The organism is Mesorhizobium sp. M7D.F.Ca.US.005.01.1.1, assembly GCF_003952545.1.
Lineage (GTDB): Bacteria > Pseudomonadota > Alphaproteobacteria > Rhizobiales > Rhizobiaceae > Mesorhizobium > Mesorhizobium loti.
Genome location: NZ_CP034453.1, coordinates 6835481 through 6861553 on the forward strand (window position 1 = coordinate 6835481; position 26073 = coordinate 6861553).

Below are 26073 nucleotides of genomic sequence, written 5' to 3' on the forward strand. Positions count from 1 at the left end.
CATGCCGATCTTCATCGACCGTCGCCTGAATCCAAAGGACAAGAGCCTCGGCAATCGCCAGCGCTTTCTCAAGCGTGCGCGCGAGGAACTGAAGCGGAGCATACGCGATCAGATCCGCACCGGCAGGATCGCCGACGTGGATGCCGAGCACGCCGTACCCATGCCTGAAACAGGCACGGCCGAGCCGAGCTTCAACAACGCCTGGAACAGCGGCAGGCGCCAGCACATCCTGCCGGGCAACAGGCATTTCTCCCCTGGAGACCTGATCCCCAAGCCCGGCGGAGGCGCGGGAGCGTCGTCCCCGGGGAACACGGCGTCTGAAGACGACTTTCGTTTCGTGCTGTCACGCGAGGAGGTGCTCGATCTTTTTTTCGAGGATCTCGAACTCCCAGATATGGTCAAGCTCAACCTCAAGGAGATCCTTGCCTACAAGCCGCGCCGGGCTGGCTTCGCCGCCACCGGTTCACCGACCAACATCAATGTTGGGCGCACGATGCGTAACAGCCATGGCCGCCGCATTGCGTTGAGGCGTCCTAAGCAGGAGGAGTTGGACGCGATCCTCCGGGAAATCGCCACGTTTGAGGAGGTGCCATCCAGTGCAGCGGCGCATCAGCGCGTTGCGGCGTTGCGCGAAGAGCTTGACCGGCTGGAGCGGCGGCGCAGGCGAATTGCCTATGTCGATCCGGTCGACATCCGGTTCAACCGCTTCGATCCCCGACCCGTGCCGAACGCCAATGCCGTCATGTTCTGTCTGATGGATGTGTCTGGCTCGATGGGCGAGCGCGAAAAGGACTTGGCCAAGCGCTTCTTCGTACTGCTGCACCTGTTCTTGAAACGGCGGTACGACCGCATCGAAATCGTCTTCATCCGCCACACGCATCTGGCCCAGGAGGTCGACGAGGAAACATTCTTCTACAACACGCAAAGCGGCGGCACTGTCGTTTCCACCGCGCTGGAGGAAATGCACCGCATTATTGACGAACGTTACCCCGTCCACGAATGGAACATCTACGCCGCCCAGGCCTCGGACGGCGACAATTTCGCCGGCGATTCCGAGCGATGCATAGCATTGCTCAACGGCAAGCTCATGCGGTTGTGCCAGTATTTTGCCTATGTCGAGATCATCGACGAGCGTGAAGCCCATATCTTCGGCGCGACTGAAAACGGGACATCGCTGTGGCGTGCCTATAGCGAAGTCGACCAGAGATGGCCGAACTTCCAGATGAGCCGCATCGCCACGCCCGCCGATATCTATCCGGTCTTCCGCCAGCTCTTCGGCAGACAGCCGGCTCCCCTTAAGAGAGCGTGAAGGTGTCCGATGGCCCGACAAGCCAGTAAATCCAGCCTGCTTTTTTCGGGGTCCGACTGGGATTTCAAGACATTGTCGCGGGCCTATGATGCGATCGAGGCAATCGCCGTCGAAGAGCTTCATCTCGATACCTATCCCGTGCAGATGGAGATCATCTCCTCCCAGCAGATGCTCGACGCCTATTCGTCGGTCGGCATGCCGCTGATGTACCGTCACTGGTCTTTCGGCAAACATTTCCTCTACCAGGACCTGCTCTATCGCAAAGGTGGGCGAGGGCTTGCCTATGAACTGGTCATCAATTCCAATCCTTGCATCGTCTATCTGATGGAGGAAAACACCATGGCCTTGCAGGCCTTGGTGACGGCCCATGCTGCGCTCGGGCACAACCATTTCTTCAAGAACAATCAGTTGTTCAAGCAGTGGACGGACGCTGGGGCGATCCTTAGCTACCTCGATTTCGCCAAGGGCTACATTGTCCGTTGCGAGGAGCGGCACGGCCTCGCCGCCGTCGAGGCTGTTCTCGATTCCGCCCACGCGCTGATGGCGCAGGGCGTGTTCCGTTATCACCGGCCGCCGAAGCTGTCGTCGGAGCGGCAGCGCGAAGGGCTTCGCGAGCGCCTCGAATACGAAGAGCAGTCCTACAATGATTTGTGGCGCACGCTGCCGCCGTCGCAGCGAAAGGCCAACGACAAGGGACAAGACCCGGAGCGGAAGAAATCGCTCAACCTGCCCGAAGAAAACCTGCTTTATTTCCTGGAAAAGAACAGCTTGGTCCTGGAGCCTTGGCAGCGTGAGATCATCAGGATCGTTCGCGTCATAGCACAATATTTTTATCCGCAACGGCAGACACAGGTGATGAACGAGGGCTGCGCAACTTTCGTCCACTATACGCTGATGAACATGCTGTTCGATCGCGGCCAGATTAGCGAAGGCGCCATGCTCGAAATCCTGCGCAATCATTCCAACGTGGTCTTCCAGCCGGCGTTCGACGATCCGCGCTTTTCCGGCATCAACCCCTACGCTCTCGGCCTCGATATGATGCAGGACATTCAGCGCATCTCGACCAAGCCGACGGCCGAGGATCGGGACTGGTTTCCCGATATCGCCGGCCACGGCAACTGGCGCGAGGTCCTACTTGGCGCCTGGGCGGATCACCGCGACGAGTCCTTTATCCGCCAGTATCTCAGTCCTGCCTTGATCCGGAAATGGCGGTTCTTTGTGGTCGGCGACGCTGCCGACCAACCGCACTGCCAAGTCGCTTCGATCCACAACGAACGCGGCTATGACGAGATACGCGCCGCGCTCGCTCACAGCTACGAGGTCGGCGCGAACCAACCGGACATCCAGGTGGTGGATGTCGATCTGCTCGGCGACCGACATTTGCGACTGCAGCACAAGGTCAACAACGGCATCCTTCTCGATGATGCCAGCCGCGACGCTACGCTTCGTCACATCCGCAGGCTTTGGGGTTATGAGGTCAGCTTGGCGGCTGTCGACGCTGAGACGGGTGTGGCGATCCACGAACGCTCGACGAGCCAGATCGCGGAATGAGGCTCCGTAGCTGCGCTGGTCCTCGCAGCTCCTCAACGCGCTTCAGGCGTCGCCGGCTGGCCTGATCCTCAGCCTGGCGATCCGGTTCTTGTCGCGTTTCATGACGATGAAGCGCTTGCCGTGGAAGGTGAAGGCCTGTTTCTCCTCGGGGATCGACTGCGTCTCGTGGATGACGAGGCCGGCAATGGTGGTTGCTTCCTCGTCCGGCAGGTTCCAGTCGAGCGCCCGGTTGAGGTCGCGGATCGGCACCGTGCCGTCGACGACGACGGAGCCGTCGGCCTCCTGCTTGACGCCTTGGATGTCGACATCGTGCTCGTCAGCGATCTCGCCGACGATCTCCTCGATAATGTCCTCTAGCGTCACCAGCCCTTCGACCTCGCCATATTCGTCGACGACGATAGCGAAATGCGCCTTGCGGCGCAGGAAGGCGTTGAGCTGTTCCTGCAAAGTCGTCGTGTCGGGCACGAACCAGGGTTTCGACGCGATCTTCATCACGTCGATCCTGGAGAAATCGTTGCCGACTTCGTTGAGCGCGCGCAGTAGGTCTTTGGCGTGCAGCACACCGACGATGTTGTCGAGTGAGCCCTTCCACAGCGGCATGCGGGTGTGCGGGCTCTGCAGGATCTCGCGCACAACCGCTTCAGGTGCATTGTCGGCATTGACCGAGCGCATGTTGGTGCGGTGGACCATGATATCGGAGACTTCGAGCTCGGCGAGATCGAACAGGCCGCCGACACGGTCGCGATCCTCGCGCACCACCTGGCCGTCGCGGCGGAAATCGTCGACCGCGCCGCGCAACTCGTCCTGGGTCGAACGCTGCGGCTCGATGCGAGACAGCTCGTAGCCGAAAGCGGCAAGCAGGCGCGTGCGCAAGGCAACGGCCAGCAGGACGAGGGCGGCGAGGACAGCGACGACGATCCAGCCGGTCTCGTTCATCTCCGATCGCTTTCCTTCGGGCCTGGGTGGTTCTCCCTGAGGAACGACAGCACTTCCGAAGCCGGCACATCCTTGGCGATGAAGGCCTGGCCGATGCCGCGCGTCAGGATGAAGGTCAGCGCGCCGCGCGAGACCTTCTTGTCCTGGGTGATGAAGGCCAGCAGCGCCTCGGCGTCGGGCAAATCACCCGGAATGTCGACTATCCGCCAAGGCAGGCCGACGGCGCGCAGATGCGCCTCGACGCGCGCGGCATCGTCGGGGCTGGCCAGGTTGAGCCGCGACGAGAACCGGTACGCCAGCGCCATGCCGATAGCGACCCCCTCGCCATGGACGAGGCGGGTTCCGTCATACTGGGTGGCGGCTTCCAGCGCGTGGCCGAACGTGTGGCCGAGATTGAGCAATGCGCGGTCGCCAGTCTCGAACTCGTCGCGCGCAACGACGTCGGCCTTGGCGCGGCAGGCTTCGGCAATCGCCTGCGCTCTCTCCGGCCCGCCGGCAAAAACCTTTGCCCAGTTCTCTTCCAGCCAGGCGAAAAACTCCGGCCGGTCGATCAACCCGTATTTGGCAAGCTCAGCGTAACCGGCACGGAATTCGCGGATCGGCAGCGTGTCGAGCACTCCGGTGTCGGCCAACACCAGTTTCGGCTGATGGAAGACGCCGACAAGGTTCTTGCCGCGCGCACTGTTGATGCCGGTCTTGCCGCCAACCGAGGAATCGACCTGCGCCAGCAGCGAGGTCGGGATCTGCACGAAATTCATGCCGCGGCGCACGATGCCGGCGGCAAAGCCGGCGAGGTCGCCGATGACGCCGCCGCCGAAGGCGATGACGATGTCGCCGCGCTCCAGCCTGGCGGCCAGCACACCGTCGACCACCTCTTCGAGATGGGCAAAGCTCTTGGTCTTCTCGCCGGGCGGCAGCGTGATGACGGCGGGTTGAATGCCGACCGTTTCGAGGCCGACTTTCAGCGCATCGAGATGCACTGCCGCGACGTTGGCGTCGGTGACGACAGCGGCGCGTGTGCCCGGCAGGCGGCGCGAAATCTCCGCACCGGCCCGCGACAGCAGGCCGGAGCCGATCAGAATGTCGTAGGTCCGATCGCCAAGGCCGACTTCGACAACAACGGGTGCATCGACGCTCACGATTCCACCTCGCCTGTCGCGGCAGTCTCATCGATGCCGAAATGCCGGCACAGCGCGTCGACCACCTCGGCGGCGATGACCTCCTTACGGTCGTCGCGGGTCGGCACGGTGACATCGGATGTCGCGTAGACTGGATAGCGCTCCCCCATCAGCCGCTCCAGCACGGCGCGCGGGTCAGCGCTTTTCAGGAGCGGCCGGTTCTGTTTCTTGGAGACGCGCTCCATCAACAGGCCGAGCTCGGCCTTCAGCCACACCGACACGCCGTGCGCTGCGATCGCCTCGCGCGTCTGCGCGTTCATGAAGGCGCCGCCGCCCGTCGACAGCACTTGTGGGCCGTTTTCCAGCACGCGCAGGATGACGCGCTGCTCCAGCGCCCTGAACTCCGTCTCGCCGTAGCGCTCGAACAACTCCGGAACGGTCATGCGCGAGACGCTTTCGATCTCCTGGTCGCTGTCGATGAAGGGCAGCGCCAGTATCGTTGCCACCTTGCGACCGATCGCCGTCTTGCCGGCGCCCATCAGCCCGACAAAGACGACGGAACGGCTGCCCAGCCGGCCAAGCAGCGCGGCGTGGGTCTCGTCTGGAGGATTTGCTGGCAGCGCGTTCATCGGATGTTTCTAGGACCCTCTTTGCCGGCGTATCGACATGAAAAGCCCGTTTGCGTCAAGCGTAGCGAGCACTTCAAGCCCGATATGGGCTGGCTGACCTCTGCATCAGAAGTTGCTAACAGGCCTCAGCTTCTTCCTTGAATTGGCCGGATTGGCGTCCCATAAGGGGACAGGGTTTGGAAACGCAGAACAAGAAGACGGGCGAAAATTGATGCCGACACTGTTTCGCTTTGTCGTTACGCTCGCGATTCTGGCTGGCATTGCCTATGGTACGATGTTCGCACTGGTGATGTTCGTCGAGCCCAAGAAGGGGGAAATGACCGTGCGCATCCCTCCGGAAAAGCTCAATCCCAAGAAAAGTTGAATGACAAGGCAAGCTGAATGAACAGCGCCGCCCGCATCGAAGCCTTCCTGGAAATGATGAGCGCCGAGCGGGGTGCGGCCGAAAACACGCTTTCCTCCTACCGCCGCGACCTCGAAGACGCCTCAAGCGAGATCGATGGCGGGCTCGCCGGCGCGGCCGCCGCCGATATCCGCGCCTATCTCGACGACATCGCCGCTCGCGGCTTTGCCGCCACATCGCAGGCGCGCAAACTGTCGGCGATCCGCCAGTTCTTCAAATTCCTCTACGCCGAGGGCCTGCGCAGCGATGACCCGACCGGCACGCTGGACAGCCCAAAAAAGGGCCGCCCGCTGCCCAAGACGATGAGCGAGGCCGATACTGGCCGGCTGATCGACCGCGCAGCGCTTGAGGCCGACGATCCCAGGCTCGGCAAAGATGCCGCGCTTGGCAACAGTGAGTGGCTTGCGGCACTGCGCCTGCATGCGCTGGTCGAGGTGCTTTACGCCACCGGCCTGCGCGTTTCCGAGCTGGTCGGCCTGCCGGTGACGGTGGCGCAGCGCGACGACCGTTTCTTCATGGTGCGCGGCAAGGGCGACAAGGAGCGCATGGTGCCGCTCTCGGCCAAGGCGCGCACGGCGATGAAGACCTGGCTTGCCGCCCGCGCCAAGGTGCCTGCCTTCGCCGACAGTCCATTCCTGTTTCCGGCCGCCTCCGACAGCGGCTATCTCTCGCGCCAGGTCTTTGCCCGTGACCTGAAAGGGCTGGCGGCAAGGGCGGGCATCGCCTCGGCGAAGATCTCGCCGCATGTGCTGCGCCACGCTTTCGCCAGCCATCTCCTGCAGAACGGCGCCGATCTCAGGGCGGTGCAGCAGTTGCTCGGTCATGCCGACATATCGACGACACAGATTTACACCCATGTGCTGGAAGAGCGACTGGTGCGGTTGGTCAACGATCATCATCCGCTTGCCGACTAGGCCTCATATCGCTATGTGAGGACGACATTCCACCGCCCGGAGCCTTGTATTCAAGGGTTCCGTCAGCCATTGCCTTCCGACGTATCGGTCCGCTCACGCATGTACAATTACCTCGATTTCGAAAAGCCGGTGCAGGACCTCGAGGGCAAGATCCTCGAGCTAAAGAAGCTTGCCGAGAACGGCGAGGCGGTCGATGTCGGCGACGAGATCAGCCGTCTCGAGAAGCGCTCCCGCGACGCGCTGCGCGACGCCTACAAGGCGCTGACGCCGTGGCAGAAGGTGCAGGTGGCGCGCCATCCCGACAGGCCGCATTGCGTCGACTACATCAAGGGCCTGTTCAATGATTTCACGCCACTGGCGGGCGACCGCAATTACGGCGAGGACCAGGCGATCGTCGGCGGCTTCGCCCGTTTTCGCGGCGAGCCTGTCGCCATCATCGGCCAGGAAAAGGGTTCCGATACGACCAGCCGGCTGAAGCACAATTTCGGCTCGGTGCGGCCGGAAGGCTACCGCAAGGCGGTGCGGCTGATGGAACTCGCCGACCGCTTCAAGATCCCGCTGCTGACGCTGGTCGACACCGCCGGCGCCTATCCTGGCGTCGGCGCCGAGGAGCGAGGCCAGGCGGAAGCCATTGCGCGCTCGACTTCGGCCTGCCTTGGCCTGAAAGTGCCGTCGATCTCGGTGGTCATCGGTGAAGGCGGCTCGGGCGGCGCCATCGCCATCGCCACCGCCAACCGCGTCTACATGCTTGAACACGCCATCTATTCGGTGATTTCGCCGGAGGGTGCCGCCTCGATCCTGTGGCGCGACACGACGCGATCGAAGGACGCGGCGACCAACATGAAGATCACCGCGCAGGATCTTCTGGAGCTGAAGATCATCGACGCCATTATTCCCGAGCCGCTCGGCGGCGCGCATCGTGGCGCCGAAACCGTGATTGCCGCGACCGGCGACCTCATCGCCAGGACGATGAAGGAGTTCGCCGGCGCCAACACCGATTTCCGCGAGCAGCGCCGTGAGAAATACCTGGCAATGGGCCGCAGCCTCTGACCGCAGGCAGCCTTGCCCGCCACAATGTGGCGGCGCGGAGCATTTTTGCCACAAAAATGCCGCTGCATTCGGCTCAATGGGATTGCCGTCAGGGGACGCGTCGACACTTGCGGTAAGGAATTTTCAAGGTTAACGGGCTTAGGGTCCGTCGATGCGCAGTGCAGTAGCCGGGGCAAAGAAACGTCCGGCGCCAGAGAAAAGACGATATCCGCAGCCATGTTTGTCAAGCTTGCCCGCACCGGAATCCTGATCGCTGCCCTCGGCGTTGCCGGGTGTAACAATTCGTCGATGAAGGATTTTGCCCCGGAGGCCAACAAGCCGCTGCCCGACAAGATCCTCGCCGACATGAGAGCCAAGGGCATGGTCCGCACCTCGTCGGTGATGGCCCGCATCTTCAAGGAAGAGGGCAAGCTCGAGATCTGGAAGGCCAAGACCAACGGCCGCTACGACATGGTGGCGAGCTACGACATCTGCAAATGGTCGGGCAAGCTCGGGCCGAAATACACCGAGGGCGACCGCCAGGCGCCGGAAGGCTTCTACACGGTGCGGCCGTCGCAGATGAATCCGCGCTCGAACTACCATCTGTCCTTCAACATCGGCTTTCCCAATGCCTATGACCGCGCCAATGGCCGCACCGGTCAGAACCTGATGGTGCACGGCGCTTGCTCGTCGTCGGGCTGCTATTCGATGACCGATGCGCAGATCGAGCAGATCTATGCCTTTGGCCGCGACGCCTTTCAGGGCGGGCAGACCGAGTTCCAGGTCGAGGCCTTTCCATTCCGCATGACCGCCGCCAACATGGCGCGCTATCGCAATGACCCGAATTACGAGTTCTGGAAGATGCTGAAGGTCGGCTACGACAATTTCGAGATCACCAAGGTGCCGCCGAAAGTCGATGTCTGCGAAAAGCGCTATGTCTTCAACCAGGTCGCCGCCGACGGTGAGACATTCAACCCGACCGGCGCCTGCCCGGCGTCGACGCAGCCTGATTCGCTGAAAAGTGCCTACAATTCCTACATGAGCACCTATGACGCGGCGTTCAACGGCGCGGTCAAGGCCAGCGTGCCCCCACCCAAGCCGACCATCGCCGGCATCAAGGAAGCCAGCATCGTCTCCGACTGGTCCAAGCGCCGGGCGCGCGGCGAGCGCGTGCCGATCGATCCGCCGTCGCTCAACAACGATGGCTCGGTGACCGAGACGGCGCGCATGGGCCGCATCGATTCGCCTGCCGGCCGCAAGATGGCCGCCCTCGACGCCGAAAAGGCCGCCAAGCAAAAGGCCGAGGAGCAGAGGCTGGCTGCCATAGAGGCGGCCAAGCAAGCCAAGGAAGCCGCCAAGGCCCAGGCTCTGGCTGAAAAGGAGGCCGCGAAGGCCGCCAAGGAAGCCCCTGTCGCCACCGCGACCATCGCGGCCCCTTCCGAAGCCGCGCCAGTGGCCGAAACGCAAGCGGCAAGTGCCGACGAGAGCAGGGTGACGAAGCTGAAGAACAAGCTGCTCGGCATGTTCGGCGGTTGATTTTCACTCGTGGCTGACCGCGCCGCTGTCTATGACCTCAAGGGACTGAACTGTCCCTTGCCCGTGCTCAAGGCCAAGAAGCGCCTGGCCGGGATGCAGCCAGGCAACCGGCTGTGGTTAGAGACCACCGACCCGCTCGCCGTCATCGATATTCCGGCCTTCTGCTCCGACAGCGGCCACCAGTTGATTGAAACGGCGGCGGTCTCGGGCGGCCACCGCTTCCTGGTCGAGCGCGGCGTGTCGTAATCGTAGAGTTCAACGTCCGGCGATTGCCAGCGGATTATTTTCCAGCGCCTCGCGATCGGGCGTGTCGATCGACGGCCGGTTGGTGAAGGCGGCAAACAGCCGGCGGATATAATCTTCCGGCATGTCGAGCGTGATCAGCACCAGCCGCGTGCCGCGCTGGCTGTCGGGCCAGGACGACAATTGCACCGGCGGATGCAGGATTTTCTGCACGCCATGGATCACCAGCGGCCGCGACGGGTCTTCCCTGAGTTCGATGACGCCCTTCATCCGCAGCAGATGCTCGCCATGTGTCGAACGCAGCAGGTCGAGGAACATCTCGATGGCCGAAAATGGCACCGGGCCGTCATGGACCAGCGAATATGAGCGGACACGCGAATCGTGGCGATGACCGTGGACATGTTCGTGATCATGGTCATGACGATGGTGGTCGTGATCGTGCTCTGCTTCCTCGCCAAGCCAGCGCCGCACATCGGCGGATTTCGTCGCCGGGTTGTAGAGGCCGCGATCAAACAATGCCGCCACGCCTGTCCCCATGTCGGCGACATCGAGCAGTTCGGCGCCCGGATTGATCTGCCGCAGGCGTGCCCCCAGCGTCTCCAGATCGCCGGGGTCGGTGACCAGATCGGCTTTGCTGAGCACGATCCGGTCGGCGACGGCGACCTGCTTGACCGCCTCGACATGGGCGTCGAGCGTGGCGTTGCCGTTGACCGCATCGACCAGCGTGATGACGCCGTCGAGCCGGAAGGCCTGGACAAGTGCGGGATGCGCCATGATCGACTGCAGCACCGGCGCCGGATCGGCCAGCCCCGTGGTTTCGACGACGACACGGGCAAGACGGGCGATGCGGCCGGTCTGCAGCCGATCGACCAGGTCGGCCAGCGTGTCGACCAGCTCGCCGCGCACCGTGCAGCACAGGCAGCCGTCGGAAAGCTGGATGATGCCGTCGGAAGACTGCTCGACCAGCAGATGGTCGATCGCCACCTCGCCGAACTCGTTGATGATCACCGCCGTGTCGGCCAGCGCCGGATCCTTGAGCAGCCGGTTGAGCAGCGTCGTCTTGCCGGCGCCGAGGAAACCGGTCAGCACCGAGACGGGGATCGGAAAGCTGCTCATCGAGCTCTATCTGTCTGTTTGAGCATGATTTTTTCCGAAAACCGGTATCCGCACTTCAGGATCATGCTCTAGTTCGCAACCTTGGCCGGCTGGTCGCCTTGCGCGGCGGAGCCGGCAATCTTCGGGCCGGTGCCTGCCGGCGCCGGTCTGTCGGGCCGCCAGCTCGGGATCGGCACGTCGGCATATTCCTGCGCACCCTGGTCGAGCATGGCCTTCGGCGCCGGACCTGTGGCGCCGCCGAGGCCGACGGCAACCAGCGTCGGCACATGGTCGAGCTTTTCCTGATAGGGCGATTTCGGCACGTCCTTGGCAACGACCGGTGGTGCCTCGGACTGCTCCTGCGGCGTCTTCTTCTTGCAGACCTCGTCATGCATGTCGTTTGGCGAGACCAGATCGCCGTAGGGCGCCAGCGTGGTGACGGTGGCCGAGCCGGCGGCAGGCGTGTCAAAACCCTGGTCGAGCAGTTTTGCGGCGGTCTCAGCGCGGGTGACCGCCGATTTCTCGCCAAGCACGACCGCGACCAGCGTGCGCCCGTTGCGGGTCGCCGAGCCGATCATGTTGAAGCCGGAGGGGCAGACAAAGCCAGTCTTCATGCCATCGGCGCCGGGATAACGGCCAATCAAGAGATTGTAGTTGGGAATCGCCTTCTTGCCGACGGCAAGGCCTTCAATCGAGAACCACGGCACATATTGCGGAAATTCGCGGCGGATCGCCATCACCAGCACGGCGAGGTCGCGCGCCGTCGTGTACTGGTCCGGCGAATAGAGCCCGTTCGGATTGACGAAATGCGTGCCATTCATGCCGAGCCGGGTCGCCTCGGCATTCATCCGCTCGGCAAAGGCTGCCTGCGAACCACCGACATTTTCGCCGACGGCCATGGCGATGTCGTTGGCCGATTTGACCAGCATCATCTTCAGCGCATTGTCGAGCCGCATCACCGAACCCGGCTTGAAACCCATCTTGCTTGGCGGCTCGGCGGCGGAGTGTTTGGTCACCTTGATCGGCGAATCAAGCTGCACCTCGCCGGCCGCAAGCGCCCGAAAGGTCACATAAGCGGTCATCAGCTTGCTCAGCGACGCCGGATACCAGCGCTTGAACGCATCCTGATGCTGCAGGATCTTGCCGCTGCTGAGGTCGAACACAACCACCGGATTCGCCAGCGCCGGCCCGGCCACGACCGACAGCGCGATTGTGCCAGCCGAGAATAGTTTGAGGAAATGCCTGTGCCGCATGATCAAATCCGAAATCGCCTCTTGCCGTAGTCGCCCCTGGCTCCGTAAGATTTCGTTACGCGATCGCCAGCATGATAGGTCCGACCCTCAAAAACCGGACCGTATTGTTGCGGTGCTATTTACTCTATGTGACGCCAACATGGCAAAGTGCCTGGCGATCACAATTGCAAGGCAGCGGACAACACCCGCCTGTCCCAACAGCGAGATGGAACCATCATGCCAATCCTGAACCGTGCCGCCGAAATGCAGGACGAAGTTGCCGGCTGGCGCCAGCATCTGCACCAGACGCCAGAACTGAACTTCGATGTCTTCAAGACCGCTGCGTTCGTTACCGAGAAGCTGAAAGCCTTCGGCTGCGACGACGTGGTCACCGGCCTCGGCAAGACCGGCGTGGTTGGCATCATCCGCGGCCGCCAGGGCGAAGGCCCGACCATCGGCCTGCGCGCCGACATGGACGCGCTGCCGCTCAACGAGATATCAGGCAAGTCCTACGCCTCGACCATCCCCGGCAAGATGCATGCCTGCGGCCATGACGGCCACACGGCGATGCTGCTTGGTGCCGCGAAATATCTCGCCGAGACACGCAACTTCACCGGCTCGGTGGCGGTGATCTTCCAGCCGGCGGAGGAAGGCGGCGGCGGCGGCAACGAGATGGTCAAGGACGGCATGATGGAGCGTTTCGACATTTCCAAAGTGTTCGGCATGCACAACATGCCGGGCCTGCCTGTCGGACAGTTCGCCATCCGCCCGGGCCCGATCATGGCGGCGACGGCCGAGTTCACCATCACCGTGCGCGGCAAGGGCGGCCATGCGGCGATGCCGCACGGCACGATCGACCCGATCGTCATCACCAGCCAGCTTGTCGGCGCCTTGCAGACGATCGCCTCGCGCAGCACCGACCCGGTCGAGGCCGTGGTGGTGTCGGTGACCAAGTTCCACGCCGGCGATGCCTACAACATCATCCCGGAAACCGCTGAAATCGCCGGCACCGTGCGCACCTTGCGCAAGGAAATCGCCAAGAGGTCGGAAGAGCGCATCCGCACCATCTGCGACGGGCTGGCGACCGCGTTCGGCGCCAAGATCGAGGTCGACTACCAGGCGAACTACCCCGTGACCTTCAACCACGCGGAAGAAACGGTTTTCGCCAGCGATGTCGCGGCCGGCGTCGCCGGCGATGCCCATGTCCACCGCGGCATCCAGCCGGTGATGGGCGGCGAGGATTTCTCCTATATGCTGGAAGCCCGCCCCGGCGCCTTCATCTTCATCGGCAATGGCGACACCGCCGGCCTCCACCATCCCGCCTACGACTTCAACGACGAGGTCATCCCGCACGGCATGAGCTACTGGGTGAAACTGGCGGAAACCGCGCTGGCGGCCTGATAGCATCAGCACAAAGGGCTGGCCGAATTGCCTTCGGCCAGCCTCTTGGCGAAACGATCCGAAGCGGCTATGTGTCGGGCCGCGTGGTCCCGTAGCTCAGTAGGATAGAGCGGCAGATTCCTAATCTGTAGGTCACAGGTTCGATTCCTGTCGGGATCACCATGCATTTCAAAGGCTTAGCGAAATGCTTCCGTACTTTTTTGCCAATTAGTACGGAAATTAGTACGGCGTTTTTGATGGTCAGTTAGCGGGGCCAGGACATCTATTTGCGTGATTTCGCGTTGCCTGCCTGCGGGAACACCCACCACCGATCCCAACTGTCGTGCATAAGTCGGATTTGGGAATGCCGCCCTCCTTCGCCGGAGAACAGGTGAACATGGTGGGCCCGGAGGGCGTATTAAAATCGTTGATTTTATTGATTTTTTCGTGGGCCAAAATCAGGAATCTTCCCGTATCGTTCTGCATGGTTCCGGTCTTCAACCTCGCGCCCAAGGCTGAAGCGCCGCTCAAAACGCGCCAAGAAGCCTGGCGCTCCCTGACAGATCGGCCCCTTGCGCGGCGACCGACAAAGATGAGCTGGGAATTGATTTCCTCTGCGTCAAGAGGGATCGCTAAGACGCTTCGCGACAGTCTTCAAATGCCTGGTGGCAAGCGCTGCATCGAATGCCCATCTGCTTCGGTGGAATTTCGAAAGGAGGAAAGGATGACCATGACACCCCAAGACGTTGTTTCGGTTCTCGGACGCGTAGACGACGTGACGATTGCGGAGATCATCGCGTCCGGTGCCTCTGTCGAGAAGTTAAGAGAGGCATGGGCCTGGGCCTTTGGTGATGAGGGCGTTGATGAGCCAGGTACGACCGCTGCCGGGAACACGAGTCGCAGCGCTAATCGACCTGATCGAGCCCAAGGATGAAGGCGACCTGGCAGATCCGGCCCAAGGGAACCCGGGCGTAGCGTGATGATGCCGCCGGCGGCTTGCCTAGCTTTCCGGTCCTTGCCCCGGTGACGCACCGCTTTGATGCTGCGGCGGTAGACTACCGCCGCAGTGATTCTAGCCCTCTGCCACCGGACCGGTGGGTCTTACCATCGACTTCACTGACTAGACGCGTCAGTCCTAGACCGTCCTTGGGCTTCCTGTTGCCGGCCGCGTCCCGGGAGAAGTCATCTGAGGGATCGGAACCGGTCTTCGTCGGATATTTCGTTGCTCCGGTTTCGCGATGGTTTTCCTTTACAAACATGTTTCATCCTCCTGTTGTTCATCGACAACCCACCCGACTTACCGAGTTCCGTTCACCTGAAACATTTCTCAGGTCCGCTCGTTGCTAGCACAGGTCTTACGAACGAAACAGCTTGCTGGCAGGACGCTTTCGACGCCCGCATTGAGGCGGGTGCAGTTAGTGAAATTCGTTGGGAACTCCGGTCGGATGACGGCGTTCTCACGCTATCTGAAACGGAGGATAGATTTGCCATGGACTGGAACCGTGTCGAAGGAAACTGGAAGCAGGTAAAGGGCAAGGTCAAGGAACAGTGGGGCAAACTCACCGATGATGATCTCGACCGCATTGCCGGCAAGCGCGATCAGCTGGAAGGGAAGATTCAGGAGCGCTACGGCATTGAGAAGGATCGCGCTCGGCGCGACATCGACGACTGGTACGGCCGGCAGGGGTGGTAGGCTTCGGATCCCATGAACTGACCTTAAAAAGGGCGCTGCGGGTACAGCGCCCTTTTTTGGCTTCTCATTTACCAGTGGCCCTTTCGTAAAGCGTCAAGGCTTGGCCGCAACCGACGGATCTGGAACCACCAAAGGCGGCTGCCGTTATCTCCTTCTCGAAATTGGCCATTGGGGAATCAAGTGGACAGAGACGATGCGTCATCGATTGCTTCTGGAGTCAGCGGTCTCGATTACATCCTTCGTGGCGGCTATGCCAAAAACCGGTCCCATCTCATCGAGGGCAAACCAGGTTCTGGGAAAACGACCCTTGGCCTCCAGTTCCTAATCGAGGGCGCCAAGAACGGCGAGACATCCCTTTACATCACTCTGTCAGAAAGCAAGCGCGAACTGCTCTCGGTTGCCGGCCGTCACGGCTGGGATCTGAAGGGCGTGCAAATTCTTGAACTTGTGCCTCCGGAGCTTAGTCTCGACCCAGCTCAGCTCCAGACATTGGTCCATTCCTCCGAACTGGAACTCGGGGAAACCGTGCAGTCTGCCCTGGCCGAGATCGGACGCATCAAACCTGATCGCGTGGTGTTCGATTCGCTCTCCGAAATCCGGCTTTTGTCGCAGGGGTCGCTGCGCTACCGGCGTCAAGTATTGGCACTGAAGAGCTTTTTCATGCTCAACAATGTGACGGTGCTTATGCTCGATGACCTGACGGCCGAGCAGGACGACCTCAATTTGCATTCGATCAGCCACGGCGTCATTCGGATGGAGCAGCTGTCGCCCATCTATGGTGGAGAGCGTCGGCGGCTGCGGGTGATCAAGATGCGCGGCGTGCAGATCCGGGGCGGCTTTCACGATTTCGTCATTCGCCCAGGCGGGGTTACCGCCTTTCCGCGGTTGGTTTCAGCCGAGCATGAGATGGCCGAGCACAGTTCCCCGGCCATAAGCAACAACCAGATCGATATTCTGCTTGGCGGCGGCTTGGAACGTGGGACCAGCACGTTGCTGATGGGGCCGTCCGGCGTTGGCAAGTCCACCATTGCTTGCACCTACTGCCATGCCGCACTCACGCGTGGCGAGCATGTACTGGTGCTATTGTTTGACGAGACGAAGCGCATTTTCCTGGCGCGCGCCGCAGGGCTCGGTATGGATCTGGAGCCCTTTGCGAGTGAGGGCATGCTGATGCTGGAGCCGGTCAATCCGGCTGAGCTTTCGCCAGGCGAATTGTCTTCTCGCATCCAAGCGGCTGTGGAAGGGTCCAACGCCCGGATCGTCGTGATCGACAGCCTTACCGGCTACCTTAATGCCATGTCGGAAGAACAGCATTTGGTGCTGCAGATGCACGAGATCCTCACCTATCTGAACCAGAAGGCTGTCGTGACCATTCTGCTTCTGGCCAATCACGGCCTGTATGGTCAAATGGCCGCGCCGGTCGATATGACCTATCTGTGTGATTCCATCATGCTGTTGCGTTTCTTCGAAAACGCCGGCCGGCTGAGACGCGCCATTTCAGTTGTCAAGAAACGCGTCGGCCCGCACGAAGGGACAATTCGCGAGTTTAAGATCGGCGCTACCGGAGTGGCGGTTGGTGAGCCATTGGAACAGTTCCGTGGCATTCTGATGGGATCTCCAGAATTTGAGGGCAAACAGGGCGATCTTCTGAGAGACAAGGCATGGTGATGTCGTCGAGCCCCGCAGTGCTCGTGCTGGCGCCACTCGGCCGCGATGCGAAGATCGCGGCCTCCATCCTGGCGACGAACCAAATTGCCTCGCATATCTGCGACAGCCTGGAGGAAACCGTGTCTCTTTTGGATGAGGCACAGTGTCTTGTCGTGGCAGAGGAAGCCCTGATCAGTTCCGATCGAACCCGGTTCGCAGCCTGGCTTGAAAACCAGCCGGCATGGTCGGATTTTCCAATTGTGCTTCTGACCATGCGGGGCGCCGAAGTTGATACGCGGCTGGCATTTCTGGACCGCTATCTGATCGTGCTTGAACGGCCATTCCTGGCCTCGAGCCTTGCCAACTCAGTGCGCTCCGCCCTGCGCGCCCGCGCCCGCCAGCGGGAGGTCCAATCCTACATCGAACAGAAGCAGGAAGTCGCCGACCGGCAGAAATTGCTCATCCGCGAGCTTCATCACCGCGTCAAAAACACCCTGGCCAACGTGCGCGCCATGATGGGCGCTACGGTCAGGTCGAGCGGCAACGTCCAAGATTTCGTGCGTGATTTTTCAGCCAGGCTCGTTTCGCTGGCCGACACCCATTCGATGCTCACCGACGATTATTGGCAGACTGCATCCCTGCATAGACTGCTAGAAAGCGAACTTGGCCACTACGAGACGCACGACAGGCCGCGTATCGTTCTGGAAGGACCGAACGTCGCGCTTGTCGCTGACATCGCAATCCCCGTTGGGATGGCGTTCCATGAATTGGCCTCTAATTCGTCGAAGTTCGGCGCGTTGTCGCGGCCTAAAGGCCGCCTGGATGTCCGCTGGTCAGTCGGAACGTCCGGCGACACGCAGGTCGTCAATCTTGCCTGGCGGGAACGGGATGGGCCCGAGGTCGAGCAACCCAAGCGTCGCGGCTTTGGCACTACACTGCTGGAAAGGGTTGTTGCCGTGCAGTGTGACGCCAAGGTCGAATTGAACTACCATCGCGACGGCTTGCAGTTCACCATGGCCCTCCCGCTGCGCAACACGCGCCTTGTGCCGACGTATTGATCGCAGCTCGAAAAGCCTGATCTTCTCGGAATAGAAGAGTTGTCAGACGTCTATCGGCATAACGAAGGTGAAGCGGGTTTCCCCTACGTCAGAGATGACGTCAATACGCCCGCCATGGGCCTTGGCGATCTCGCTGGCGATATAAAGTCCAAGGCCCAAACCTTGTTTGCTGGCTTTCCCTTCGCCCCGATAAAACGGCTGGAACAAAGTGTCCATTGCCGCAGGAGAGATGGGAGGGCCGCTGTTGGCGACACTGACCGTCAGTTGGCCAGCCCGTGTCGTTACGTCGATGCGGACAGGTTCAACCGGGTTGCCATGGATTATGGCATTGCCGAGAAGGTTGGAGAACATCTGCGCGATGCGCGCGTGGTCGACAGCGACTGGAACATCGATGTCCAGGTGCATCTCCAGCAATCGCTCCGGCACGACGGCGCGAATTTCGTCAATCGCTTGCCGAAGTGTGGGCTCAAGCGGCTTGCTGGCGTCAAGGTTGACAGCCATCCCCCCACCCAACCGGCCGCGCGCGAAATCCAGCAGGTTGTTGATCAAACCGCTCATCCGCAACGTACTGCCTTGGATGAGACGCGCCACCGTGGCGATGCGTTCGCCGGGCTGCTCCCGCAACACCAGCCTGACGCCTGCGTCGATCGCGGCCAGCGGATTGCGCAGATCGTGGCCGAGTACGGCAATGAACTGCTCGCGCAATTCTCCCTGTTCGCGCTCAGCGACCCATCTTTCAGTCAGGTCGCGATTCCTGGCGTCTGCGGCCGCTCGCGCGTCAGCCAGTTCCCTCTCATAGCGCCGACGCTCGGCCGCGGGGAATATCGTTACCCTCGTGAAAAGAAGATCGCCGTTCGGCGCTCTTCTTTCGCTGGCATTAGCTAGAACCGGCAGCTTTTCGCCGGCCGCGGTCATGACATCCAAGGCCACTTCGTTGAAAAAACCTTGCATGCGCAGAAGCGGTGCGAAATGGGTCTCGTAGAATATGCGTCCTCCGACGGTGAGAAGGTCGCGGAGCCGTCGCCCGACGAGCTGATCCTTGGAAAATCCGGTCCACCGGCAAAACGTCTGATTGACCTTGACGATCAGGCCTTCCGACGAAAGCGAAAAATATCCACACGGCGCGTTTTCGTAAAGGTCCTCGAGATCCTCTGCCGACGCATTGGGTTCGCCAGCATCAGACAAAGGAACGGATGGCCCTGACGACTTCATCTGGCGCGCTGAGGTTTGGGCAATGTCCACTTGCTATCAAATAAACGATCCGGCTGCCGGAGATGTGCTCGTGCACATACTCGCCGACCCGCTCCGAGGCAATTATGTCGTCGGCGCATTGCAGTATGAGCGTATCCGCGACAACCTTCGGCAAATCAGCGCGGTTGTCTGACATGAATGTAGCGCGGGCGAACTGGCGGGCAATCTCCGGGTCTGTGCGGCAGAACGAATTGGTCAACTCGGCGCCCAGCTCAGGCCGGTCCGGATTGCCCATGATCGCCGGCGCCATGGCCGCCGACCAACCCATATGATTATCCGCCAACCCTTCCAGAAGCTCCTCGATCTGTTGCGACGTGAACCCGCCGAAATAGCCTTCGTCGTCGATGTATCGAGGCGATGGACCAACAAGCACCAGTTTGCTGAACAGTCCAGGCGCTCTTTGCGACGCCAGAACACCGATCATCGCGCTGACCGAGTGGCCGACAAAAATGGCATCTCTCCAGCCGAGTTCGCGGCCCATATCGACCACGTCGTCGGCGTAACCATCGAGCGATGCATACTTTGCGGAATCATAAGCCGAAAGATCTGAACCGCCTGCGCCCACATGATCGAAAAGGATAGTTTTGAAGTCCTTCTCGAAGGCAGGGGCAACGAAGCGCCACATGTTCTGATCGCAGCCGAAGCCGTGCGAAAAGACGATCGAAGTCGTCCCGCTGCCGGCTTGGCGTACATTGTTTTTCTTCAAGCTGGATGCAGGCATGGTCTCTGCTCGTTGAATGGCTTCGGAAGAGGCCGCGTTATCGGATGAGGCCAGCACAGTCTATATCAAATGATATCTGTTTTTGCCGAGCCAAGAAGGCACCAGGCAGGCCTCGACCGCATCCGGATGATCAGAAAGGTCCAGCGCCCCGTTCGTTTGCAGCGAGGGCACGTGCGCATCGCCGAGGCGCCTCGCGACGGCCGAGAGGTCTTCCTGGGCAGGAAGCACGATGGTAAAATGCTCCAGACCTGCCGCGCCAAGTGGTGGCTCCTTCAGTCCGTCGCGAGCCCAGATGTTGAATGCCACCATGTGTGGTCGTTCCTTGCCGCCGCAGTCGAACAGGCCAAACGTTCCAGACTGGATATGTGGCTTGAAGCCAAGCACGCCGAGGTAGAACGCCATCAACGTTTCGGGCGACCGCGCACGCATATGAATGTGACCGATGAAGCTGTCCGCCGCCAGCGGAACCTTGACACGGTCCGTGCCAAGCTCCTGCAGCAATCGATCGACATTCCAGAGCGGGTCGATTGGCAGTCTGACCTTTAGGCGCTCCTTCCGCGATCACGCCATAATCGCGCCGGTGAAAATCTGCCATTCGTTAGGTGCAGCGGACCTGATTGTCCGCTTGGCCGGCGCCGCACAGCCCAACAGCTCCCACCCTGGCGCCGGCCATTTCACCAGCCCGGAACTTCCCGACCAAGCGCTCCGGCCTCCACCAAAGGGGCAAGAGATGACCGGCACGGCTGTCGCCTGAGAAGGGGACACCGTTCGCTGTGCCGGCCACTACGGCTCCTTGAGAGGTTGCCGCGTGCCGGAGCTAGAGCGTGCCAAAAGGCTGACAACCGCGCTCACGCCTTTGGTTAAAACGTACAATCGAATCCGGTTGAACCGGTGAACGAACGGAATACGCTTTGTTATCGTCACCGAGTGCTGTTGTGGCAACGGTGATTTAGAGTTCGTTTGCTCCCACTCTTCCATTGAATGAAAGCAACTTTCCTTTCCGGTGACTTTCCGCGCGGCGTTCAACAGCTTGCGTGATCTGATATCATAAGGCTGCTTGGGGCGCGGGCTACAGCCCGATCTGCCTTGATCTAATTAAGCGCTATATGATGAGAAGTCTTTCCTTCAAGCCATCAAACACCATGAAATGACGAGGTCAGCCTCGACGAGGTCGAGCGGACTTTGATGTAGCACAGCTCCAAAAGGCATTTGGCGTGCTTGCGGACATGGTTGCGCGGCCTAGATGCTCATTGGCGGAGATCGCACTGCCGCCGGAGACATGGTTTGCCTAGCTTTTTTCTGCACCTCGTGCTTGCCGGGCACCGTCACCCTGACCCGGAAGGGAGCGAATTCCCGGACCATGACAGCGCCGTTCGCGAAGCGATCGCCGCAGCAAAGGACATGATGGCGGAAGGGTTGCGCGGTGGGAAGCCGCTAATACGCGACGCGTCGTTTGAAATCGTAGTCGACGACGGCGCCGTCGTCGCTACCGTAACCTTCGCCGAGGCAGCCGATCACGGGAGCTAAGCGATTGTACCGAGGAGCCGCTCATACTCCTGTTCCGGCTCACTGTAGGTGCCGTCGGCGATCTGGAACAAACCATAACGATTCCGGATCACGATCTCGCCACGTCTGGCCTTGATCAGCCCCATCCCCTCAAGCTCCTGGATAGCGACGGTTACACCCGGCCGCCGCACGCCGAGCATAACGGCGATGAACTCGTGGGTGATGGAAAATCGGTCGTCGCGTACCCGGTCCTGACACATCAGGAGCCAGCGCGCCAACCGTTCCTCCAATTTGGATCGGGCATTCACCAAAGCAGTATAGCTGGCCTGGATGAAGAGGGTCTGGACATAGAGCAGCAGCAGCGCCTTCAGCGTATTGCTTTCGGACAAAGCCATCGACAGCGCCCCGGCGGGCATCCGGATTCCGCTGCCTCCCACCTGCATATATGTGTCATGGGCGGCGCGGTCACCACCGAGCACAACGAGGGCGCCGGTCATGCCTTCCATCCCAATCAGGCCGACCTCGGTATCGCGGCCCTTCGGTATTTTGGCGACGACAGACGCGATGCCCGTTTCGATAAATACACATATTCGATAACGGATTTTGACGTCTCTAGTGAGGTCCGCAGCGGCAGATCCACGGGCTCCAGATGAGGCGCCAGTAGCGCCAGGTCCAGGGGAGAAAGTCGCTGCAGCAAGGCGTTTCGATAGGTTGTTTTAGGCTGGTTATCCATAACTCGGCCCTCTGTAGGGCAAGAGCTTCGTGATCTCCCAGCCGTTCGCGCCCGTGAAAACGTGCGAACGATAGCTGAGATATGGTGTCTCACAGCCGCAACGGCCAATCACTTTAAGCATTAAGGTTGCGCGCCGGGCTGTTCGGCCGCTTCCGAAAAGGGAAACCGCAGCATCAAAACCTGATTTTCATCACAGATTTCAAAGGCCACGCCTGATCGGACCGGTTTTCCACCGAACAGTCCTTCTGCCAGTATCTCATTGGCGGAGGCCATTGCGTTTTCCTCGACTTCCGACAAATCCGCAAACTCCTGACCCTCGGGGTCTTCCGAAAGATGCCCGTCCTCGTTTCGGATATGGAAGAAATATCTCATGCTCGCTCCGTCTACTCGAATATCTAAAGGCATGTCAGCTCGTGCATAGCGTCGGAAACGTACCAACCGGGGATATCTGAACACCGGCCTCTCGACGCTTGCGCAGAGCCTCCCTTCAGCCGATTTACGGGAGCGGGTTTTCCTTGCCCTTCAACCTGTCGAACCGGACGCCAAGGCCATGGGCGACTGCGCAGGTAGCAATCACGTCACAAGGGCTCTTCCGGAGACCGGACAGTTCGGCAGGGCCGCGCAGATCGCGTCCCCGGCCGTCGATGTCGAAACGACGTCGTGGTGTTTTTTCCGCGTCTCACGTACTGTTCAACCAATCTTCAATCGTCTTGCTGGGATATCGTCTGCAACCATTTGTTTGCTCCTGCCGCTGTCCTGCCAGGGTTGTGTCCACCTGCTCGACGCTTACGTGGCTGGCGCGCTTTCAAAGCGTTGCGGCTAGCCAACAATGCTTTAACGGCCTTGGTCAGGTCTTCCGGCGCGCTAGGTTTGGTGATCCACTCCCCCTTGAGGAAAATCGAAGAATGACCGTCGGCGCCAGGGAACATACCGGAGTGGACCACGAACGGAACTTTGCGCTCATTGAGCGCCTTGGCGACCTCTTCGCAGTCACCATCGCGCAGTTGGATGTCCAGGATTGCTAGATCTGGCGTGTGGACCGATAGCCATTCGAGCGCAGCGGCACATGTAGAGAAGGTTTCGGCAATCGCGAACCCAGCATTCTGAAGCTGGTCTGCGATGTCGAGCGCGATCAGCGCCTCATCTTCCAAAAGGACAATCGATGCGGTTGCCCGTCCGTCCATGGGCTCATCCTCCCCTGCAGAAGGAACAATCGAGGGAGTGTATTCCGCTTTGGTTCTGAGCGGTTGATTGGTACGAAATTTACGTCGTCCACGCCCCAGCGTACCTTTTCTTTCAGCGTCCAGTTGCCGGCTGCACCCTTCCGGAAAGCATTTGTGGGGGACTAAGAGGTGACGGTGCCGTACTGGGCGGCAGACTTGCGGTAGAACAGGATGCGCCCGCCAAGCGGTTCCTCTCGGCATCCAGCAATTCTTCCTCGCGCGTCAAGCCATTCATCAACAACTTAAGCAGGTGCGCAGCCGTGCGCTCAGCCTCGGTGGATTGAAGCGATAAGCCTCGTTCCTTGCACACCGTTCGACACACGCGGGCGAGCGCTTCAATCTCGCTCGGGCCTAAGCTCTGACCGGGATACAACATAGCCTTTCCTCCTCGAAAGCTATGAAGTCCCTATAATGCCAGCGCGCCTGGACGCCGCCAATAAATTTTGATGTACGGAGGGCTGTGCCGGCTGCCCAGCCATCGTCTTTAGCGGCAGGTAGCGAGGCGCCGTGAGCGGCAAATCACCTCGCAAGCGGACCTTGACATTCGGGGCGGGCGAGAACGTCGAAACCTCAGTCGCCGCAGATCGGCGCGCAGGAAGGAGACGGGATGGTCGCGCAGGGTCAGACCGACATGCCCGTAGTCTTCAACAACCTCGCCGCCGGCCGTCATGGGACGCAGCGCGACAACGGGCTCCTGGATCTCTGGCACCGTCTGTTGCTCGCGAGCCGACGCCGCCCCGAACAAAGGCAGCGGCTCGTCGCGCAGCGCCTTGATCGTCCACAGCGCCTCTCGCCTCGCCAGCGACAATGAGGGTTGAAAGGCGTCGGCCTGGGCGAGTTCGACCAGAGATGCCGCGGGAACACCAGCGCGATGCCAGAGGTCATCTAACGACGCAAAGGGCTGGTCGGCACGTGCCGTGACGATGGTCGCAGCATCGGCATTGGCAAGGCCACGCACCATGCGCAGCCCAAGACGCACGGCGAACCGGACCTCGTTCTCGGTGGGCTCGAGCGTGCAGTCCCAGCGCGACGCATTCACACATACCGCCCGCACCTCGACGCCATGGTCGCGGGCATCGCGAACGATCTGCGCCGGTCGTAGAAGCCCGTGAGAGTTCTCCTGCTGGGCAACAAAAGTCGCTCACGGCCCTCGGCGGGGCGAAGGCCCAGGCTCCACCCAAATCAAATGCAAGGCAGCGTGATGAAGCCGTTCCCACCGGAACGGGACAGCCACATGCGAGTTGTACGAGCACATCTACCGGCGGAGTATACATTATGGCCAAGCATCGAGAGCAAGAGACAGACCTCACACTCGCCGAGGCAACAGACCGCATCTGGGAACTCGCCAAGGAAATCGACGTCTGCATGTTCGTGACATGGGACGGCGAATACAATCGCGCCAGGCCGCTCTCTGCGCGCGTCTTCCGTGAGGAAAACGCCATCTACTTTCTCGTCAATGACCACAGCGCGAAGAACAAGCAGCTCTCGACCTATCCGAAGGTGACGTTGGCCTGGGTTGACAGCAGCCATTACAAATATGTCACGATCTCCGGCCGGGCCTCGGCGACAAATGACAGGGAGAAGATCACCCAGCTCTGGGAAAAGACTGACGCGGCTTGGTGGGACAACGCTGACGATCCCGAAATTCGGCTGATAACGGTGAAGCCGGACGAAGGTGAATTGTGGGACAGCCCGGGACTGGTCGTCGCTACAGCGAAAATGGTGTTCGCGGCTATGAGCGGCACCAAGCCGAACGTGGGCGATAATGCTAAGGTCGATCTCTGAGAGCCCCAGGCGAGAGCCATGCCCCCTGCATCACTGCCGGGGAAGCACTTCGCCGGTCGCGCCGGCAGGTAGAAGTTGCGCCGCTTTTCGTCCTGCTTGCACATCCAGCAAAACCACGGACACTGATGGGTTCGGAGCCAATAGCGGCACAGGTGTCGTCTAAAACCACGTTGCTGCTAAGCCTAGCGCGTAGCGACGTCGACATCATATTGCCTGGCCATCAGCATGTTCATCGCACCGATTCGAGCGCCCGGCGTTATCTTATCGACGGCTATGCGGCAATGCTCATTCAGGCGGGAACGGCGGTGTCATCGCGACTTCGGCAGGCCGCAAATTCGTTCAACATTATTTGCATCAATCGTCCGGAAATATCCGTGGAATGTCGAGGCTGGCGGTCTCCGCAGGGCGACAGTGCCCCTTACCTGAATTCACGTCGCCGTTCAGCCAGAACGCCGGCCCCTGGGAAGGCTAGCAAGCGGCATTCGGCCGCTTCCTTGCCGGCACGACGACGGTGCGCAGATCGCTCGGGAGCATTCGGACCTCCTGCGACTGACCACCTATCCGGGGCCTTCGCCAGTTCCAGAAGATTTGGTTTGCGGTCCCGACACTCCACCTGTTTTTAATGCTCTCCTTCTCCCCTTTCCCTGGAAAGCAGCACAGAACGAGCGCAGCGCCAAACGGGTGCAAAGTGTGAGGGTTCTTAGCCTGGGTCGATGGATCGAAAACCTCTGTGGCGCATTTAAGGTTCGGCTAATAATGGCCCCAGGAGAGATCCAATGAAGAAGACACTGCTTATGTTAAGTCTACTCATTCCGCTCGCGGCGTGCTCCCGCACAGAACAAGGCGCTGCCGTCGGTGGCTTGGGTGGCGCAGCTGTAGGCGCGGCAGTGGCGGGCGACCCGGTGCAGGGGGCGGTCGTTGGCGGCGCGGTCGGAGCAGTAGCCGGGGCGGTCATCGGGCACGCCAGCGAAGCCGGCCAGTGCAGATATCGCGATCGGCATGGCCGAGTTTACGTTGCACAGTGCCCGGACGGATACTGATCTTAAGGCGCGTGGTCTCATCAGATCACGCGCCTTCTCGG

26 protein-coding genes, 1 tRNA gene and 1 pseudogene are annotated in these 26073 nt (G+C 60.8%); 16 read left to right on the top strand and 12 right to left on the bottom strand.

What is annotated here, in order from left to right; translation table 11 throughout:
* The first annotated feature begins 1 nt into the window (after position 1).
* Both EJ076_RS33190 and EJ076_RS33195 read left to right on the top strand, forming a co-directional pair.
* A complete protein-coding gene (locus EJ076_RS33190) occupies positions 2 to 1309 on the top strand; it encodes a YeaH/YhbH family protein (protein WP_109671602.1) in 1308 nt (435 codons plus the stop codon).
* 9 nt (positions 1310 to 1318) lie between these two features.
* On the top strand, positions 1319 to 2860 hold the full coding sequence (locus EJ076_RS33195) for a SpoVR family protein (protein ID WP_109671601.1): 1542 nt from the start codon (positions 1319 to 1321) through the stop codon (positions 2858 to 2860).
* Positions 2861 to 2902: 42 nt separating this feature from the next.
* Here the strand turns inward: EJ076_RS33195 and EJ076_RS33200 are convergent, their stop codons facing one another.
* Genes EJ076_RS33200 through EJ076_RS33210 form a run of 3 tightly spaced genes read right to left on the bottom strand, consistent with a single transcriptional unit; the run spans position 2903 to position 5543 of the window.
* Positions 2903 to 3796 carry an HlyC/CorC family transporter gene (locus tag EJ076_RS33200; RefSeq protein ID WP_126070708.1) on the bottom strand — a complete coding sequence of 298 codons (894 nt, stop codon included), beginning with the start codon at positions 3794 to 3796 and terminating at the stop codon, positions 2903 to 2905.
* The gene (aroB, locus tag EJ076_RS33205) at positions 3793 to 4935 is read right to left on the bottom strand and encodes a 3-dehydroquinate synthase (RefSeq protein ID WP_109671599.1); all 1143 of its coding nucleotides are present in this window, start codon (positions 4933 to 4935) and stop codon (positions 3793 to 3795) included. Before aroB ends, EJ076_RS33200 begins: the two co-directional genes overlap by 4 nt.
* On the bottom strand, positions 4932 to 5543 hold the full coding sequence (locus EJ076_RS33210; RefSeq protein WP_126070709.1) for a shikimate kinase: 612 nt from the start codon (positions 5541 to 5543) through the stop codon (positions 4932 to 4934). Before EJ076_RS33210 ends, aroB begins: the two co-directional genes overlap by 4 nt.
* A gap of 211 nt (positions 5544 to 5754) precedes the next feature.
* Between EJ076_RS33210 and EJ076_RS33215 the strand changes: the two genes are divergently transcribed.
* The 5 genes from EJ076_RS33215 (at position 5755) to EJ076_RS33235 (ending at position 9671) form a co-directional block, all read left to right on the top strand.
* A complete protein-coding gene (locus tag EJ076_RS33215) occupies positions 5755 to 5907 on the top strand; it encodes a histidine kinase (RefSeq protein WP_109671597.1) in 153 nt (50 codons plus the stop codon).
* A 17-nt stretch (positions 5908 to 5924) separates the two neighbouring features.
* The gene (locus tag EJ076_RS33220; RefSeq protein WP_126070710.1) at positions 5925 to 6860 is read left to right on the top strand and encodes a site-specific tyrosine recombinase XerD; all 936 of its coding nucleotides are present in this window, start codon (positions 5925 to 5927) and stop codon (positions 6858 to 6860) included.
* A 99-nt stretch (positions 6861 to 6959) separates the two neighbouring features.
* The gene (locus EJ076_RS33225) at positions 6960 to 7910 is read left to right on the top strand and encodes an acetyl-CoA carboxylase carboxyltransferase subunit alpha (RefSeq protein ID WP_109671595.1); all 951 of its coding nucleotides are present in this window, start codon (positions 6960 to 6962) and stop codon (positions 7908 to 7910) included.
* Between the two features lie 216 nt (positions 7911 to 8126).
* Positions 8127 to 9425 carry a murein L,D-transpeptidase family protein gene (locus tag EJ076_RS33230; protein WP_126070711.1) on the top strand — a complete coding sequence of 433 codons (1299 nt, stop codon included), beginning with the start codon at positions 8127 to 8129 and terminating at the stop codon, positions 9423 to 9425.
* Positions 9426 to 9434: 9 nt separating this feature from the next.
* Positions 9435 to 9671 carry a sulfurtransferase TusA family protein gene (locus tag EJ076_RS33235; RefSeq protein WP_126070712.1) on the top strand — a complete coding sequence of 79 codons (237 nt, stop codon included), beginning with the start codon at positions 9435 to 9437 and terminating at the stop codon, positions 9669 to 9671.
* 9 nt (positions 9672 to 9680) lie between these two features.
* Here the strand turns inward: EJ076_RS33235 and EJ076_RS33240 are convergent, their stop codons facing one another.
* On the bottom strand, positions 9681 to 10784 hold the full coding sequence (locus EJ076_RS33240) for a GTP-binding protein (RefSeq protein ID WP_126070713.1): 1104 nt from the start codon (positions 10782 to 10784) through the stop codon (positions 9681 to 9683).
* A gap of 68 nt (positions 10785 to 10852) precedes the next feature.
* Positions 10853 to 12016, bottom strand: coding sequence for a D-alanyl-D-alanine carboxypeptidase family protein (locus tag EJ076_RS33245; protein WP_126070714.1), 1164 nt, complete (start codon positions 12014 to 12016; stop codon positions 10853 to 10855).
* A 216-nt stretch (positions 12017 to 12232) separates the two neighbouring features.
* Here EJ076_RS33245 and EJ076_RS33250 point away from each other — a divergent pair, with 216 nt between their 5' ends.
* The 6 genes from EJ076_RS33250 (at position 12233) to EJ076_RS33275 (ending at position 17773) form a co-directional block, all read left to right on the top strand.
* Positions 12233 to 13396 carry a M20 aminoacylase family protein gene (locus tag EJ076_RS33250; protein WP_109671591.1) on the top strand — a complete coding sequence of 388 codons (1164 nt, stop codon included), beginning with the start codon at positions 12233 to 12235 and terminating at the stop codon, positions 13394 to 13396.
* 85 nt (positions 13397 to 13481) lie between these two features.
* Positions 13482 to 13558, top strand: a tRNA-Arg gene (locus tag EJ076_RS33255).
* A 181-nt stretch (positions 13559 to 13739) separates the two neighbouring features.
* On the top strand, positions 13740 to 14309 hold the full coding sequence (locus EJ076_RS36180; RefSeq protein WP_348639807.1) for a hypothetical protein: 570 nt from the start codon (positions 13740 to 13742) through the stop codon (positions 14307 to 14309).
* A 555-nt stretch (positions 14310 to 14864) separates the two neighbouring features.
* The gene (locus tag EJ076_RS33265) at positions 14865 to 15068 is read left to right on the top strand and encodes a CsbD family protein (RefSeq protein ID WP_091586081.1); all 204 of its coding nucleotides are present in this window, start codon (positions 14865 to 14867) and stop codon (positions 15066 to 15068) included.
* 180 nt (positions 15069 to 15248) lie between these two features.
* Positions 15249 to 16736, top strand: coding sequence for an ATPase domain-containing protein (locus EJ076_RS33270; protein WP_126070715.1), 1488 nt, complete (start codon positions 15249 to 15251; stop codon positions 16734 to 16736).
* Positions 16736 to 17773, top strand: a complete 1038-nt coding sequence (locus EJ076_RS33275) for a sensor histidine kinase (protein ID WP_206438840.1) — start codon at positions 16736 to 16738, stop codon at positions 17771 to 17773. Before EJ076_RS33270 ends, EJ076_RS33275 begins: the two co-directional genes overlap by 1 nt.
* A 42-nt stretch (positions 17774 to 17815) precedes the next feature.
* On the opposite strand, the gene EJ076_RS33280 is transcribed toward EJ076_RS33275, so the two are convergent.
* The 3 genes from EJ076_RS33280 to EJ076_RS33290 are packed head-to-tail and all read right to left on the bottom strand — an operon-like array spanning position 17816 to position 20246.
* Positions 17816 to 18985, bottom strand: coding sequence for a PAS domain-containing sensor histidine kinase (locus tag EJ076_RS33280; RefSeq protein WP_126071203.1), 1170 nt, complete (start codon positions 18983 to 18985; stop codon positions 17816 to 17818).
* Positions 18951 to 19745: an alpha/beta hydrolase gene (locus EJ076_RS33285; protein ID WP_126070716.1), complete on the bottom strand. Its 795-nt coding sequence runs from the start codon at positions 19743 to 19745 to the stop codon at positions 18951 to 18953. Before EJ076_RS33285 ends, EJ076_RS33280 begins: the two co-directional genes overlap by 35 nt.
* A 60-nt stretch (positions 19746 to 19805) precedes the next feature.
* Complete coding sequence (locus tag EJ076_RS33290) at positions 19806 to 20246, bottom strand: VOC family protein (RefSeq protein ID WP_206438753.1); 441 nt, start codon at positions 20244 to 20246, stop codon at positions 19806 to 19808.
* Positions 20247 to 21029: 783 nt separating this feature from the next.
* Here EJ076_RS33290 and EJ076_RS33295 point away from each other — a divergent pair.
* On the top strand, positions 21030 to 21272 hold the full coding sequence (locus EJ076_RS33295; protein WP_126070717.1) for a hypothetical protein: 243 nt from the start codon (positions 21030 to 21032) through the stop codon (positions 21270 to 21272).
* On the opposite strand, the gene EJ076_RS33300 is transcribed toward EJ076_RS33295, so the two are convergent.
* The 4 genes and pseudogenes from EJ076_RS33300 to dnaE2 form a co-directional block, all read right to left on the bottom strand.
* Entirely contained in the window at positions 21269 to 21748 is a 480-nt protein-coding gene (locus EJ076_RS33300) for a Crp/Fnr family transcriptional regulator (protein ID WP_348639808.1), read from the bottom strand. The genes EJ076_RS33295 and EJ076_RS33300 overlap by 4 nt on opposite strands.
* A 356-nt stretch (positions 21749 to 22104) precedes the next feature.
* Positions 22105 to 22356, bottom strand: coding sequence for a hypothetical protein (locus EJ076_RS33305; RefSeq protein ID WP_126070718.1), 252 nt, complete (start codon positions 22354 to 22356; stop codon positions 22105 to 22107).
* A 329-nt stretch (positions 22357 to 22685) separates the two neighbouring features.
* Positions 22686 to 23168: a response regulator gene (locus EJ076_RS33315; RefSeq protein WP_126070719.1), complete on the bottom strand. Its 483-nt coding sequence runs from the start codon at positions 23166 to 23168 to the stop codon at positions 22686 to 22688.
* A gap of 613 nt (positions 23169 to 23781) precedes the next feature.
* Positions 23782 to 24303 (bottom strand): annotated as a pseudogene (dnaE2, locus tag EJ076_RS33320) (error-prone DNA polymerase); the annotation flags it as partial.
* Positions 24304 to 24482: 179 nt separating this feature from the next.
* Here dnaE2 and EJ076_RS33325 point away from each other — a divergent pair.
* Together EJ076_RS33325 and EJ076_RS33335 are read left to right on the top strand one after the other, a co-directional pair.
* Positions 24483 to 24992, top strand: a complete 510-nt coding sequence (locus EJ076_RS33325) for a pyridoxamine 5'-phosphate oxidase family protein (RefSeq protein WP_126070720.1) — start codon at positions 24483 to 24485, stop codon at positions 24990 to 24992.
* 776 nt (positions 24993 to 25768) lie between these two features.
* Positions 25769 to 26032: a YMGG-like glycine zipper-containing protein gene (locus tag EJ076_RS33335; protein WP_126070721.1), complete on the top strand. Its 264-nt coding sequence runs from the start codon at positions 25769 to 25771 to the stop codon at positions 26030 to 26032.
* Positions 26033 to 26073: the final 41 nt, after the last annotated feature.